Genomic DNA, 15368 nt, shown 5'->3' with positions numbered 1-15368 from the left:
TATTCTATTGGAATGATAATTCAAATGCAAGTGACAAAATTCTATAATTCATTTATCTTACTTTGTTTCTAAATGTTCTAATAATACATATTCCACTTCTTCTAAATGTTTAAGCATCTTTTCCTCAGAAAGTTTAACGTCTTTTTGCTTGATGGCTTCATAAATCTCCAGATGTTCTTTATATAACTTTTCGATAGATTTCGTTTCTGTATAAATCCAGATTTTACGTGTCTCTTTCATTGTTGTCTTCACTTTGTCTGATACTTCCTCTAATAATTGTGCTAACAATTCATTCTTAGTAGCTTTAGCAATCGCTAAATGGAAAGCAAAGTCACTTTGTTCTCCTATCGCTTTATTATTTACCGCAAGTTTCATCTGCTCGAGTGCATCTTTAATGTTCTGTAGATCCTCTTCTGAATGCTTCACAGCAGCACGACCTGCAGCGCCAACTTCTATGATTTTACGCACTTCTAATAAATCAATAATATCTTTTTTAGTATATACTGCCATCTCTTTAGAAAAGACTTTAGGTTTAATATGCTTTACAAACGTTCCTTCACCATGACGGATTTCAACGAGTCCCATTACACGCAAAGCATTTAAGGCTTCTCTAATAGATGCTTGTCCTACTCCATAATCTTGAGCGAGTTTTTGAATCGATGGCAGTTTTTCATCGATTTCAAATTCACCATCTTTGATTTGCGTAATAATACGATCTGCAATCTCTTCATATAATTTCTTCTTTTCAATTCTTACCACATTCATTCCTCCGATACACCCTATTGGTGCTATTATATCAAAGGATAAGTTAAGTGTGAGGTTTTTCAAAAATAAAAAAGACAGGTAATTACCCTGTCTTTAGCAACATTATTTACGCTTCATTTTTCCAACTGGTTTTGTGAATCCAGCTGAAATATTTTCTTTATCAAGTTCATTAATCTCTACTTTAACTTTCCCATTAATAATATCTGAATCTACTTCGTCATTACCTTTATCATTAAACGTTTCAATTAGTCCATTCGGTTGTTCGAAACATATTGTATAGTGGCCGTTTAATAATAATGCTTTATATTCACCATTTTCATCAGTAATCACTTCTTCAACAAGTTCATTTTCTTTGTAGATTGATACTTTTATATTTTTTAATAATTTATCTGGTCGATCATACTTACCGTTGTGATTCTGATCTAAGAAAGCTATTCCAGATAAAGTTTTTGGAACTTCTTTAACGATTTCTTTTTCTACAATATCAACTGGAAGTAATTTGTAGTTGCCATAACTGTACGTCACTACACCTGTAATAACATGATATGTTTTACCAACTTCTAATCCTGATTTTGCTTTAATCATAAATGTTTTGCCGTATTTATCTTCTACCGTATATTCCTGATGCTCATTCACTGATTTTACAGTAACATCATTAATTGTAATTAACTCTGCTTCTTCTGTTTCACCGATAGCAGATAAGTCTTTAATTTCAGGTGTCACTTTTGAAGTGCCTGTTACTTTAATATTTTCAGATTCGATTTGATATAATCCGAAATATTCACTTGTTTCTCCAGTAGCTTCAATGACATCACCAATATTAGGTTTTACTGTTTTACTGCGGACAACAATGCCACCAGTATTGTCCTGAATATAAATGTTGTAACCATCGATATGTGTTACTGTTCCAGTTACAATTGCGTTAGTACCTTTGCCTGAATCACGAGCTGACTGAATATCCATTGCTTTTGCCGGTTCAGTCACGACATCTCCTTCACCGTTTCCTGCTGCTGGTTTGTAACCTTGTGCAATTGCTTCATCTTTAGTAAAGAATATACGTTTATCTACTGGTACCTGATCGTAGTTTTGTGGATCATAAAATACTTTCGTATCAGAATTACCAACATATCTTAAGAAACCTTTGCCATCATATCGTGCACGGAATGCAAAAGGCAATTCCATTTGAGGATTCTCTTTGTTCCACATACCAAGCCCAGCATCTTGCGCTGCTTTTACTGCTGATTGAAACATGTTATAGTCTTCCATACTTAATACTGGCCAGATAAAGTAAGTTGCTGCAAATCCTTCTCTTACCATTTCTAAATTAATGTTCACATTGTCACTCGTACGGATAACTTGTCCTAATACACGTCCGTAATCATCCGTAATATGATCCTTATTCACTTTCACTGTAATATCCATACCGGCAGTTAATTTTTCATTCAAAGCTTTTTTCGCTAATTCTCCGTAATATTTTTGATTATGATTTAAGTCTGTTGTAATTAAACTTTCGTCATACGCATCTAAATGATATGTTTCAGCTGTATCCATGTTCACGAAACGAATTGTATCAGAGCCCATAATAGCAGGTGAGATTTTAATTGTATCACCATCTACTACTCGTAAAACTTTTACTTGATACTCATCTTTAGCAACTTCTGCTGGAGGTGCAATTACATTACCATCAAATTGACCTAATTGTTCAAACGAATCTTTTGGTAAAGCAATAAACTGCTGATTTGGATGATATGCATCTTCGATATTTGTATCAGCTGTCATCAAATCATTTGTACGTACTAACGTCATATCTAATGTTGAAACTTCTGTTCCAAAGTTCGTTCCTGGATCTACACCAATTTGTCCGATAGAATCCTGAATAACGCCATCTTTAGTTACTACATCATAATTTTGGAATAAAACGATCGTGTCATCACCATTGAAATTCATTACAGCACTACCTGTTGTAAGTTGCGCCTTTGATAACACCGCTTCACCCGCATTTTGATTTGCAACAACATATGTTGATTTTGCATTGATCGTACCTGATAACTTTAAAGCTGTAACCGTTCCAGTTGTTCTGTTTGCACCATTCGTAAAAGTAACAAGACTATAATTTGATAAATCAACTGGTGTATCGCCTGGGTTATAAATTTCAATTGCTTTGTTATAGCTAGAACCTTCTACATACTCAGAAATTAATAAATTAGATGCCGCATGCGCTTCTTTTGAATAAGGCATCATTGAAATCATTAATACAACTACTAATACGAGTCTTAAGATTTGTTTCATGTCCTTTACTCCTCAAATGTGAATTATTATTACTTATTCACTGTATCAGTTGTATGTGTATTTCATATTTATTTTTTGTAAATTTATTGTTAAATAAAAAGACGAAATTCCTTTCGAAGTTTCGCCTCTTTGATAATTAATGAACTTTATAAACTCTCGCCTCAAACGGCATTAGTGTAAATACATCAGCTGATTGTTTATCGATTGGATAGTTGTTCAATACTTGTTTTTCTATAGCTAAATCGAGCTTATTATCTGTCTTTAAAGTGACTTTGTCGTGACTTAAATTACCTAAAATAATAAATTGTTCATCATCTAATGTACGCGTATATGCAAAAACATTTTTGTCTTCCGGATAGATTAAATCAAATGTTCCATATGTTAATGTTAAATTTCCCTTCTTTAATTGAATCATTTTTTTATAGAAATTTAATAGTGAATCTTCTTTTCTTTCCTGTACGAATACATTAATCTCTTCATAGTTTGGATTCACTTTTAACCACGGTGTACCCGTTGTAAAACCAGCATTTTTTGTATCATCCCATTGCATCGGTGTACGCGTATTATCTCTTGAGATACGCCCTAACATTTCTAACACCGCTTCTTTTGTCATTCCTTTTTTAAGTTCCTGATTATAAATATTTTTAGCATGCACATCATCGAAATCATCTATTGTTTTAAAAGGATAATTGGTCATCCCAATTTCCTGACCTTGATATATAAACGGCGTACCTTGCAACAAGAAATATACAATAGCATGACTTGTGGAGCTTTCAAACCAATAATTTACATCGTCACCCCATGTAGATGAAACACGCTGACGGTCATGGTTCTCAATGAACAATGCATTCCATCCTGTTGCTTCTAATCCTTTCTGCCATTCACTTAATACTTTTTTGTAACCTAATATATCAAAACTTTTACCTACATTGTGATCCCATAGATTTAAATGTTCAAATTGAAAGACCATGTTAAACTTACCGTTATCTTTGCCAACCCACTCATCAGCATCTTTAGTTGTGACACCGTTTGCCTCACCAACCGTCATAATGTCATACTTATCAAAAGTGTTTTCTTTTAATTCCTGTAAATAGTTTTGAATCCCAGGCTGATTCATATGGCCATCAAAAGATTCAGCGTAGCCTAACTTATCAACATTGGGTAAGTCGCCTTTTTCGAAACTTTTTTTGATGTGACTGATAGCATCTACTCTAAAACCATCGATTCCCTTATCAAGCCACCAGTTCACCATATTATAGATTGCTTGACGCATATCTTTATTTTCCCAGTTTAAATCGGGTTGTTTTCTGCTAAATACATGCATGTAATATTGATCAGTTGTCGCATCATATTCCCATGCCGAGCCTTCAAATATACTTGCCCAGTTATTCGGTTCCTTACCCTCTACACCATCTTTCCAGATGTACCAGTCACGAAATGTATTATCTTTACTCTTTCGAGCTTCAACAAACCATTGATGTTCATCACTTGTATGGTTGATTACAAGATCTAAGATAAGTTTCATACCTCGCTCATGCACTTCATGTAATAATCGATCAAAGTCTTCCATCGTTCCAAAATCTAACATGATTGCTTGATAATCGCTAATATCATAGCCATTATCATCGTTAGGCGATTCAAATATCGGACTCACCCATATTACATCTATTCCCAATGCTTTCAAATAATCAAGCTTTTCAGTAATTCCATTAATATCACCGATACCATCGCCATTTGAATCTTTAAAACTTCTTGGATACACTTGATAGCATACCGCTTCTTTCCACCATTTTCTTTCTATCGCCATAGCGACCTCCTATTGTGCATTATTATTTTGTTTTTGGTCATCTTCTATCACTTCACGGGCAATCTGTTTAATTTCTTCAACATATTTAGCAATTGCTTGAAATATTGGAAAAGTATTGTTCAGTCCCATTTCAACGATTGATGATACTGCAACTGTTACCGGATTGATACTTTTCATTTTAAACGATGTTCTAATTAATTGCACAATTTTTGTAAACTCCATCAGTTGAGACAGCCCATTATTTTTATCTTTTTCTTTCATTTCTTCAAACTCACGGACAAATTTATCTATATCAATCCATTCTTTTCGACGTTCCATAATATCATCTTCTTGAATTTTAAAGTGGGTCATAATAGTACGCTCTATAACTTTAAAGTTTTCTTTTAAGACAATTTTTTTGAAGCTTGGAGTAAAGAGTTTTGGGAATGATGAGTTAACTTTGTAATTCAAATAACTTTCAAGATACGATGCATCATTATATCTAAGCATATATTCTTTTTGTTCCTCTTCAAATATACTTTCAATATGTAGTTTAAGTGTTTCTATTCCTGTATCATCTAAGACACTCGTAAAATGATATTTGAGTGGTGTCTTAATATATGGCTTTAAAGTTACTTTTAATTCAGTATCTTTATCACGCATCAATATTTCTTTATCATCTTCACCATTCACATCGATTAATGCATCAACTTTATTGTAGATGAAAGTTATCATCTTTTCTTGTTTACTTAAATATTTAATCATCTCAATATCTACTTCTTTAATTTTACTGGAAAAAATATAAAAATAATGTTCAATCGCCGCTTCATTCTGAATAATCTTTTTATATTTCTGAACAGTCACTTCCTCTGTACCTACCCCAGGAAAATCTACTAAAAATCCATAATCATTAAATGGATAAGCAGTTGTCTCTAATGTAGCATCAGTATGCACTGATGTATGTGCTTTAGATGGACAGAGCGCATTAATCAGTGCACTTTTACCTGCATCTGGTTGTCCAATAATGCCTATTTTGTTTAACGACCTATTTCTAATAAATGTTTCATATGCTCTTATTAATGGATGCTTTTCCATTTCTGTCACCCTTCCACACTATTTCTTTTCTTATTCCCATTTATCTTAATAGCAAGCATAAAAAGGCACATTTCCTTTTTGAAAATGCACCTTTTATTACATTACAATCTTCTTCTCATTAAATATAAGAAATATGGTGCTCCGAGTACACTGACAATAATCCCTGCAGGCATACCAGCTGGTTCAATTAAAAGACGTCCTAATGTATCAGCACAACTAAGAAGTATCGCACCTAATAATAACGTAATTGGTATAAAAATTTGATGTCTAGGTCCAACCAGTTGTCGCGCAATATGAGGTGCAATCAAACCCACGAATGCTATACTACCACAAATTGAAACCGCGCTTGCACACAACATTACAGAAATAATCAGAATTACTAATCTTTCTCTGTTAATCCTTATGCCAAGACCTGTTGAAATATGTTCATGGGTATTAAGAATATTTAGTATATCTAGTTTCAGCAAAAGGATAGGTATCGTGATAATTAATACTATAATAATCATCCAGACAAATGGCCATGTATCACCCCATATATTACCACCTAGCCATTTAGAGATAAATTCAACATCTTCTTTATTAAATTTCGATGTCATCATAATCATCGCACCACTCAATGCAGTAGACAACCCAACCCCGATAAGAATCATTTGCATCGGATTTAAACCACGTTTAGAACTACTCAATAGAAATACTGTCGCCGCTGTAATCAGACCACCAATCAAACTAAATAGCGGCAGTACATATACAAAATTACTGCTGTCGACCGGCATGAATATCATCAGCAATGCAATAAAGAAGCCACTGCCTGCGTTTATCCCTATAATACCTGGATCTGCCAGTGGATTTTTAGTAATACTTTGCAGTAGTGCACCACTTAAACTAAGTGCAGCACCACATAATATCGTTACAAGTAATCTTGGCATACGAAATTCATAGAGCACCATCGTATCTGTTTCATTCCCCATACCAAATAATGTTTTTATAAATTGTAATGGAGACATTTTAAAGTCTCCAACAGTCATACTTACCGTAATGATTACAAACAAAATAATAATTAAAATAGATGATATAAACACATTTTTAGTTTTAGTGTGCATTATGAAATACCTACCTTTCTTACGAGATATATAAAGAAAGGTACACCTATAATTGAAATGATTGCACCTACTGGAGACTCTCCCATCATGCGTGCCAGTATATCAGCGCAAACAAGAAATATACCACCTAAAAGCGTTGCGACAGGTAGCAGCTTCCTATAATCTACGCCAACTAAAAGACGTGCAATATGCGGAATCATCAATCCAACAAATGCTAAGGAACCTGCCATTGCCACTGCGACACCGGCTAAAACCATCGTTAATAATGAGAATATAATTCTTATCGACGTTAAATTGACTCCTAAACCTTGTGCCATTTCATCACCTAAAGATAACACAGTAAGCTTATGACCGATAAGCAGTACGAAGATGATAACAATTAATATTATCGGGGATGCATATTTTAGTTGTGTCCAGGTCGTACCAGCAACACCACCACTAGACCAAAGCATCGAACTTTGATTCGTTCTAAAATATAACGAAATCCCTTCAGCAATCGCTAATAACAAACTACTAACGGCCGCACCAGCTAATATAATACGCATCGTATTAAAGCCACCTTTTTTACTTAAACCGAGTATCAATACAATGGTTCCTCCAACAATTGCACCGATAAAACCAGCCAGTATAATCGCAAAAAAGTTCGCTCCACGCGTAAATGCAAATAAAATACTAATACCTAAAGCTGCTCCTGAATTAAGTCCGATTAAAGCAGGATCTGCCAAAGGATTCTTAGTCACTCCCTGCATCACTGCACCAGTACAAGCAAGACTCATCCCGACAAGCATGGCAGCTATTTCTCTAGGCATACGTATATCACGAATTATATTATGTTCAGAAATATCTCGATAATGAAATAGCGCATCATATATTGTTTGAAAACTATAGTTATTTACACCCAACATAAATGAAACAATTAACATTGCCAGCAATAAAAGAAGAAGCAAAGGAATGACGATGTACAATTTCCCGGAAAATATATATCGCTTATTTAAAAATGTACTTTGTTTATTCATCTGAATCCCTACTATAGTGCTTGCATAATAAATCATACGTTACAAGCATCGGTTTTCCATTTCGTGGATCTACGCTGAGTTCTGCATCTATATTAAATACTTCTTCTAAGACATCTTTAGTCAAAACATTCATCGTATCTCCTTGCTCAATGATATTCCCATCTTTCATTGCAATAATATGATCAGAAAATCGAACTGCCTGATTAATATCATGGAGAACCATAATAATCGTACAATTCTCCTGTTCATTTAAATCTCTAACAAGTTCTAAAATTTCTAGCTGATGCGAAATATCCAGGTATGTTGTTGGTTCATCAAGAAAAATAATATCTGTCTTCTGGGCTAAAGCCATAGCAATCCATACACGTTGTCGTTGTCCACCGCTTAAATCATTAACATTCTTATCTTTGAAGTCTGTTGTACCTGTAACACGCATCGCCCATTCAATTTCCTGATGATCAAGCTGAGTAAGTCTACCGAAACCTTTCTGATAAGGAAATCTACCATAACTAATCAGTTCATAAACACTTAATCCATCAGCAACATCAGGTGATTGCGGTAGGATTGCAATCTTTTTAGCAACCTCTTTAGTCGGTTGCTGATGAATATTCTTTCCATCTAATACAACCTCACCATGCGCTACGTTTAATATTCTTGACAATGCTTTTAATAACGTTGATTTTCCGCATCCATTCGGCCCAATAATAGATGTCACTTTTTTATCAGGAATAGATACATCTAAATTTTTAATGATGTCTCTTTCTCCGTAGTTAATGGTAATCTGCTTACCTTCTAATCGATTCATATATATCCTTCTTTCATATTTTCCATAACAAAATATTTCCTACCATAAATCATAATCACTCTCATATAATTGATAATCATTATCAATACTGTTATATTTTATAGTATAATAACTTACAATGCAAGATAATTAGGGAGATATAAATTATGAAGCAATTATTAGATATAACGATAATCGGTGGTGGACCTGCGGGACTTTATGCTGCTTTTTATGCAGGATTACGCGGTTTGAAAGTTCGTATCATTGATCAGAACAATACTTTAGGTGGAAAACTTAATCTTTTCCCAGAGAAAATTGTTTGGGATGCTGGCGGGATTCCTCCTCAACCTGCAGCAGAGATTATGCAGAATTTGATTAAACAAGGTACTACATTTAATCCTGAAGTCATATTAAACACCGTCGTTACCGATATAAAAAAAGAAAATGACTATCATTTCATCGTCGAAACGAGCGACAAGTCTTATCACTCTAAAACCGTTATCGTGGCAGTGGGTTCCGGTATTATCAAACCGATTAAACTGGATATTGAAGGTGCAGATCGATATGAAGTCAATAATCTACATTATGTAGTCCCTTCTTTAAAACGCTTTAAAGATAAGCGTGTACTTATTTCGGGGGGTGGAAATGCCGCAGTTGATTGGGCACATGATATCGCTCCTATTGCAAAAAGTGTTCATATTATATGTCGTAAAGAGGATTTTAAAGGGCACGAAGAAACAGTACGTCAACTAGATGATTTAGGAGTAATCAAGATTACAAACCAAACAATTCATTCTCTGATTGCAGATGAGGACGAAATTAAACAAGTTGAAATTATTCATAATACTGATGACACCATACAAATTTTAGATGTCGACGATGTCATTATCAATCATGGTTTCCATATGGACTGCGAGCTATTAAATGATAGCACCGTTCAATTTGAACGTGTTGATGATTTTTATATTAAAGGAAATGCGAATACTTCTACGAATACCCCAGGGATATATGCTATTGGAGACATCTTGAAACACGATGCGAAGGTAAACTTAATCATCGGTTGCTTTCATGATGCAGCAACTTCTATTAATCAGATTAAAATGTATCTTGATCCAAATGCACCATCATACGGCATCGTTTCAAGTCACAATCCGATATTTGAAGAAGAGAATGAAAAGATAAAGAAAAAATTATTTGAATCATAAAAAAGAGGACTAAATTAGTCCTCTTTTTTATATGGTGAAGCTTCATTATCAGTAATAATCAATACATTTGGGTGATTAAGTAATACACTCGCTGGTATTTCTTCATTTGGTTGTGTCATATCGTATAATTGTCGAATGATAGATTGTTTCTTTTCTCCGGTCGCTAAAAGAATAATTCTATCTGATTGCATAATCGTATTTATACCCATCGTCACTGCTTGCGTAGGTACTTCGTCAATTGTATCGAAAAATCTTGCATTCGCTCGAATCGTTTCTTCTGAAAGGTCCACCATTCTCGTATTGGACGTAAACGGTGTACCTGGTTCATTAAAACCTATATGACCATTCGTCCCAATGCCAAGCAACTGAAGATGAATAGGATGTTCTTTCATTATCAATTCATCATAAGCTTTATTATCCTCATCCAGATTCTCTCTATCATTATCCGGGAAATAATATTGTTCCGGCTTAATATCAATATGATCAAATAAATGATGTTTCATGTAATAAAGGTAACTTTTCGGGCTTTGCTTATCTAATTCAAAATATTCATCTAGATTAAATGTTTGTATAAGAGATAAATCAACCGGGTTTGATTTTAACAGTTTCACTAATTCAGCATATACAGGTTCCATCGTACCACCAGTTGCTAAGCCTAGTTTAGTATGTGGATTACGCTTGATTTCTCTAAATAATTCAATCGCAACATATTGAGCAGCAAGTGATGCATTCCCTAAATTAATAAATTCCATCATTATTTCTCCTTAATCTTCATTGATAAAACCATTTCCTAAAACATCACGAACATCATGGACGACAACAAATGCATTTTCATCAATCTTTTTAATCATACGCTTTGTCTTTGTAAGTTGTAATTTATTAATAACACAATACAGAACTTCTGTCTCTCTTTTACTATAATACCCACGACCATTGAGTATTGTAATGCCGCGACCAATATCTTCATCTAACATTTTAGCAATTGGATCCGGATTTTGCGAAATAATCGTAATCGCTTTTTTAGGGTTTAATCCTTCTATGATCATATCCATCGATTTAGTACCTAAATATAAACTTAAAACTGTTAACAGTGCTTTTTCCACCGGGATAACAGTTAATGAAATCGCTACAACAATTAAATCAAAGAATAACAATGCATAAGATGTGCTTACATCTAAGTATTTATGGGCAATACGCGCAAGTATCGTTGTACCAGCTGTAGTACCTCCTACAAGCACGATCATACCGATACCAATACCTACTAAAAATCCACCGAAAATCGTGCTCACTAACACTTCTTTTAAATGAAGTTGTAACGGTTCAGTTATTTTTAAAAATACTGAAAGTGCAACGATAGAAATAATCGTCAGTGCCATAGAACGTTTCGATAAAAATTTATATCCTACAGCGAGTAATACCAGGTTCATTAATAGCGTTGTAATCGCAGGAGACCAACCGAAGCTATATAGGAAGATAAGTGACATCCCCGTTACGCCACCTTCACCTAAATTGGCAGGTATAATGAAAACGTTCACTGCAAGAGAAAATATTAAAGAGCCTAAAAGTACAAAAAAGACTGATTTCCAGGTAAGTTTTAAATTTTTAAAATAGTTCATCTTTTCCTCCTTTAAGAATGAAATAATAATTGAAGTCGGTTGTAAGTGTATCGAATTTTATACACTCTTTCAACAATATGACATAAAAAAGGACATCTGTTTACAGATGCCCCGAAATATATTATTTTAAACGTTATTATTTAAAGAAAGGTTCTTGGATAGCTTTTAAAGTTGCAACCGATTTATCAAATTTTTCTTGTTCTTCAGCTGATAATGGTGTTTCAAATACTTTACTGATACCATTACGATTGATTAACGTCGGTACACCAATATACACATCGTCATGGCCATACTCACCATTTAATTTTGCCGAAACTGTTAATACCGAGTTTTCATTACCTAAAATCGCTTTAGAAATACGCGTTAATCCCATTGCTACACCATAGTATGTTGCACCTTTTGCTTTAATAATTTCATATGCAGCATCGCGTGTATTAACAAAGATTTCTTCCATTTTCTCTTTGTCGTCTTTAAGAAGGGCTGTTACTTTCATTCCAGCAACATTTGCGCTACTCCATACTGCAAGTTCTGAATCTCCATGTTCACCAATAATATATGCATGCACACTATCAGCAGCTACTTCAAACTCTTGACTAAGCAAGAATCTAAAACGTGCAGTATCTAATATCGTACCTGAACCAATTACACGTCCTTCTGGTAACCCTGAGAATTTTTGAACTGCATATGTTAAAACATCTACAGGGTTTGTTGCGATTAAGAAAATGCCATCAAATCCAGTCGCCATAATTTCATCAACGATAGATTTGAAAATTTTCATATTCTTACCTACTAAATCTAAACGTGTTTCACCTGGTTTTTGAGCTGCACCTGCACATATTACAATTAGATCAGCATCTTTACAATCAGCATATGTTCCGTATTTAATACTCATTGGGTTTGGCGCATAAACAACACCATGGTTTAAATCCATTGCGTCTCCGATTGCTTTTGCTTCATTTAAATCAATAATAACAAATTCATCACAAACACCTTGATTTAACATTGAGAATGCATAGCTTGATCCTACAGCACCGTTACCAACTAATACGACTTTGTTACCTTTTAATTTTTGCATTGTAATTACTCCTTTAAATTTATTTTAAATGTAGTGATTTATGCTTTTACTTAATTCTTCTGCTACAATACAAGACTCAATACAAATGTCCAGATACAAACGAATATTAACAATCCAATACTATATTTTAAAGTCATGCTAAGTAACTTAGATTCTTCACCAACTGCCCCAACAGCAGCTGTCGCGATAGCGATTGATTGTGGTGAGATAAGTTTCGCCATAACACCACCAGCTGTATTTGCTGCAACTAATAATGCTGGATTAGTGCCAATTGTACTTCCTGCAGTTGCTTGAATTGATGCGAACAATACATTGTTGTTAACAACAGATCCTGTCATAAATACCCCAATCCATCCTAAGATTGGTGAAAGTAACGGGAAGATTGAACCAGTTTTAGCAATTGCCTGACCCATCGCTACAGTTAAGCCACCGTAAGTTGTTAATTTTGCAATCGCTAAGATCGCACAAATTGTAATGATTGGAATCCATAATTCTTTAATCGTCTTGCCTAAGAGATTGAAACCTTGTCCTAAATTAATTTTTGGTGAAAGTATAATTGTAAATAATACAGCTAATAAGATTGCCGTTCCTGTTGCACCAATTAAATCCAGTTTTAATGTTACACCTTTTTGTAATGTTTCATTGAAAGTTCCTGGCATTTGGAATAATAAAATTGTCTTCTCTAGTAAACCGCCAGGTAAAAATAATGCTTTAAATGCGGGTAAACTCCAAACTAATACAAAACCAGTTAATAGATAAAATGGGCTCCATGCTAAAACGATTTCTTTGATTGAATGTCTTGCAACTTTAACTTCATCATTTGATAATCTAAAGATGTTTTTAGGTTGCCATTTGCTACAGAAAATTGCGAGTGTTGCCATAGCAAGTAAAGCAGGTAATAACGATGCTAATTCTGGTCCCATAAAGAATGTTATCGCAGCTTGTGCTACTGAATAAACAACACCAGCAATCAGTATTGCAGGTAAAGTTTCTTTAATACCTTTTAAGCCATCTAATACAAAGATTAAAAGGAAAGGAATGGCAATATTAATAATTGGTAAAGTAAATATCGTCATCTGTGAAACATCCATGGCTGTTACGCCACCTTTTAAACCTAATGTATTTACTATACCTACAGGAATACCTATCGCTCCAAATGCACCAGATGCGCCATTTGCAATTAAACAGAACATCGCTGCCTGTAACGGTTTGAATCCTAACTGAACAAGTAATACAGCACAAATTGCGATTGGTACACCGAATCCTGCAGCACCTTCTAAGAATGCATTAAAACAATAGCCGATTAAAAGTAATTGTATACGTTGGTCAGCTGAAATACCTGCGATAGAATCCTGGATAATCTGAAATTTTCCACTTTCAACAGAAACTTTATAAAGCCAAACTGCCATAATAATGATATAGCCGATTGGAAATAATCCTTGTACCACACCTTCTGCAACACCACCAGTTGCAACTGCTCCAGGTAACTTAAATACAAGTATCGAAATCAAAGCAGTTACAATCAATGTAATAATCGCTGCATTAATACCTTTCATTTTTAGTAATGTTAAGCAGAGCAAGAATAAAATAATTGGCACTGCTGCAACAATTGCAGATAAAGCTAGATTGCCGAATGGATCAAATGAATTTACGAACATTGCTATTCCTTCTTTCTTAATTTCTCGTTAAGTAGCATAAACCGTTTATGAAAATAAAGAAAACTGTATCTGTTTTTTACCGATACTACTTAGTACAGTTAATATGTTACAACGCATTATCAACATATGCAAGTGTTTTTTGTGATTCTTTTCACAATTAATACAATTGTCACATTTTCGCTATGATTTGAAGATTTACATTTTTTATTCACGAACATTTATATATCAATACATTTGCATGGTTACCCTCTGCTATATCGGGTAAACTTATATTAAATATTAATTAGAGAACTTTATATTGTATTTATAAAATATTTACATTCGTAAAACAGGAGGTTAAAGCAATGAAAATACCTAAAAAATTAAGTGTCACTCTAGTTGCCACTGCACTTTCAGCGTCATTATTATCTGGTAATGCCGATGCTGCTGGTTATTATTACTGGCACAAAGGGGATATGGATGATAGTACCGTATTAAATCAGAATTTTAAGAATGCCATTCAAAAAAATAACTTTACGTATGATGGCGTCAACATTAATACAGAATACGGAATTTTTAAACGCGTTATGAAAAATAATGGGATCTATTATAAAAAGGTTAGAAATGGAGTATTCCAGTCTCGTAATGCAACATTTATATTCGGATTAAAAAATAATCAGTTAACGAATACCTCAAAGTTAAAAGGCATTTATTTTACATTTGATGATTACGCTATTTCATCTAGTAAGATTAAAAAAGCATATGGCTCACCTGATAATACAAAACGTATAAAAAATGGTTTAACTTACACTTATAAAGCCCATTACAATATTAAAAATAAGTTTGATTTCGTAAAATCAAATGGCAGTTATAAACTTACGGGCTTTATGACAACAAAATAAAAACTAAGACAGGGTTGAGATATCTCCAACCCTGTCTTAGTTTGCTAATGACTTCTTATTCGATTTAAATGCACGTTTCAAGCGTCTTCTAAGATCCC

13 protein-coding genes are annotated in these 15368 nt (G+C 34.0%); 2 read left to right on the top strand and 11 right to left on the bottom strand.

Translation table 11 applies throughout. From position 1 onward, the window contains the following. Positions 1-57: 57 nt before the first annotated feature. From BFS35_RS06750 to BFS35_RS06720, 7 genes are all read right to left on the bottom strand, one after another. The gene (locus tag BFS35_RS06750) at positions 58-759 is read right to left on the bottom strand and encodes a FadR/GntR family transcriptional regulator (protein WP_099579090.1); all 702 of its coding nucleotides are present in this window, start codon (positions 757-759) and stop codon (positions 58-60) included. Positions 760-867: 108 nt separating this feature from the next. Beyond that, entirely contained in the window at positions 868-3054 is a 2187-nt protein-coding gene (locus BFS35_RS06745) for a thermonuclease family protein (protein WP_099579092.1), read from the bottom strand. Between the two features lie 136 nt (positions 3055-3190). After that, a complete protein-coding gene (locus BFS35_RS06740) occupies positions 3191-4855 on the bottom strand; it encodes a glycoside hydrolase family 13 protein (protein WP_099579591.1) in 1665 nt (554 codons plus the stop codon). Between the two features lie 15 nt (positions 4856-4870). Continuing rightward, a complete protein-coding gene (locus BFS35_RS06735) occupies positions 4871-5935 on the bottom strand; it encodes a GTPase domain-containing protein (protein ID WP_099579094.1) in 1065 nt (354 codons plus the stop codon). Between the two features lie 101 nt (positions 5936-6036). Continuing rightward, positions 6037-7035 (bottom strand): FecCD family ABC transporter permease, encoded by a 999-nt coding sequence (locus BFS35_RS06730; protein WP_099579096.1) that lies wholly within the window; start codon positions 7033-7035, stop codon positions 6037-6039. Next, complete coding sequence (locus tag BFS35_RS06725) at positions 7035-8051, bottom strand: FecCD family ABC transporter permease (protein WP_099579098.1); 1017 nt, start codon at positions 8049-8051, stop codon at positions 7035-7037. Before BFS35_RS06725 ends, BFS35_RS06730 begins: the two co-directional genes overlap by 1 nt. Continuing rightward, positions 8044-8856: an ABC transporter ATP-binding protein gene (locus BFS35_RS06720; protein WP_099579100.1), complete on the bottom strand. Its 813-nt coding sequence runs from the start codon at positions 8854-8856 to the stop codon at positions 8044-8046. Before BFS35_RS06720 ends, BFS35_RS06725 begins: the two co-directional genes overlap by 8 nt. A 146-nt stretch (positions 8857-9002) precedes the next feature. Between BFS35_RS06720 and BFS35_RS06715 the strand changes: the two genes are divergently transcribed. Further along, positions 9003-10040, top strand: coding sequence for an NAD(P)/FAD-dependent oxidoreductase (locus BFS35_RS06715; RefSeq protein ID WP_099579102.1), 1038 nt, complete (start codon positions 9003-9005; stop codon positions 10038-10040). A gap of 14 nt (positions 10041-10054) precedes the next feature. Here the strand turns inward: BFS35_RS06715 and nagB are convergent, their stop codons facing one another. From nagB to BFS35_RS06695, 4 genes are all read right to left on the bottom strand, one after another. Further along, positions 10055-10792 carry a glucosamine-6-phosphate deaminase gene (gene nagB / locus BFS35_RS06710; RefSeq protein ID WP_099579104.1) on the bottom strand — a complete coding sequence of 246 codons (738 nt, stop codon included), beginning with the start codon at positions 10790-10792 and terminating at the stop codon, positions 10055-10057. A 12-nt stretch (positions 10793-10804) separates the two neighbouring features. After that, complete coding sequence (locus BFS35_RS06705) at positions 10805-11656, bottom strand: YitT family protein (RefSeq protein ID WP_099579106.1); 852 nt, start codon at positions 11654-11656, stop codon at positions 10805-10807. A gap of 136 nt (positions 11657-11792) precedes the next feature. Next, positions 11793-12731: an L-lactate dehydrogenase gene (locus BFS35_RS06700; protein ID WP_099579108.1), complete on the bottom strand. Its 939-nt coding sequence runs from the start codon at positions 12729-12731 to the stop codon at positions 11793-11795. A 62-nt stretch (positions 12732-12793) separates the two neighbouring features. Next, complete coding sequence (locus tag BFS35_RS06695) at positions 12794-14389, bottom strand: L-lactate permease (RefSeq protein ID WP_099579110.1); 1596 nt, start codon at positions 14387-14389, stop codon at positions 12794-12796. 344 nt (positions 14390-14733) lie between these two features. Between BFS35_RS06695 and BFS35_RS06690 the strand changes: the two genes are divergently transcribed. Next, positions 14734-15270, top strand: coding sequence for a hypothetical protein (locus tag BFS35_RS06690; protein ID WP_099579112.1), 537 nt, complete (start codon positions 14734-14736; stop codon positions 15268-15270). Positions 15271-15368: the final 98 nt, after the last annotated feature.

Origin of the sequence: Macrococcoides goetzii (genome assembly GCF_002742385.2) — a bacterium.
Taxonomy (GTDB): domain Bacteria; phylum Bacillota; class Bacilli; order Staphylococcales; family Staphylococcaceae; genus Macrococcoides; species Macrococcoides goetzii.
Note: the sequence above shows the minus strand (reverse complement) of the source record. Positions and strands in the feature narration are given on the sequence as shown.

Coding starts and splice junctions, on each gene's coding strand:
- BFS35_RS06705 (WP_099579106.1), bottom strand. CDS start 11,656: ATGAACTATTTTAAAAATTTAAAACTTACCTGGAAATCAGTCTTTTTT.
- BFS35_RS06690 (WP_099579112.1), top strand. CDS start 14,734: ATGAAAATACCTAAAAAATTAAGTGTCACTCTAGTTGCCACTGCACTT.
- BFS35_RS06735 (WP_099579094.1), bottom strand. CDS start 5,935: ATGGAAAAGCATCCATTAATAAGAGCATATGAAACATTTATTAGAAAT.
- BFS35_RS06695 (WP_099579110.1), bottom strand. CDS start 14,389: ATGTTCGTAAATTCATTTGATCCATTCGGCAATCTAGCTTTATCTGCA.
- BFS35_RS06700 (WP_099579108.1), bottom strand. CDS start 12,731: ATGCAAAAATTAAAAGGTAACAAAGTCGTATTAGTTGGTAACGGTGCT.
- BFS35_RS06715 (WP_099579102.1), top strand. CDS start 9,003: ATGAAGCAATTATTAGATATAACGATAATCGGTGGTGGACCTGCGGGA.
- BFS35_RS06730 (WP_099579096.1), bottom strand. CDS start 7,035: ATGCACACTAAAACTAAAAATGTGTTTATATCATCTATTTTAATTATT.
- nagB (WP_099579104.1), bottom strand. CDS start 10,792: ATGGAATTTATTAATTTAGGGAATGCATCACTTGCTGCTCAATATGTT.
- BFS35_RS06725 (WP_099579098.1), bottom strand. CDS start 8,051: ATGAATAAACAAAGTACATTTTTAAATAAGCGATATATATTTTCCGGG.
- BFS35_RS06720 (WP_099579100.1), bottom strand. CDS start 8,856: ATGAATCGATTAGAAGGTAAGCAGATTACCATTAACTACGGAGAAAGA.
- BFS35_RS06745 (WP_099579092.1), bottom strand. CDS start 3,054: ATGAAACAAATCTTAAGACTCGTATTAGTAGTTGTATTAATGATTTCA.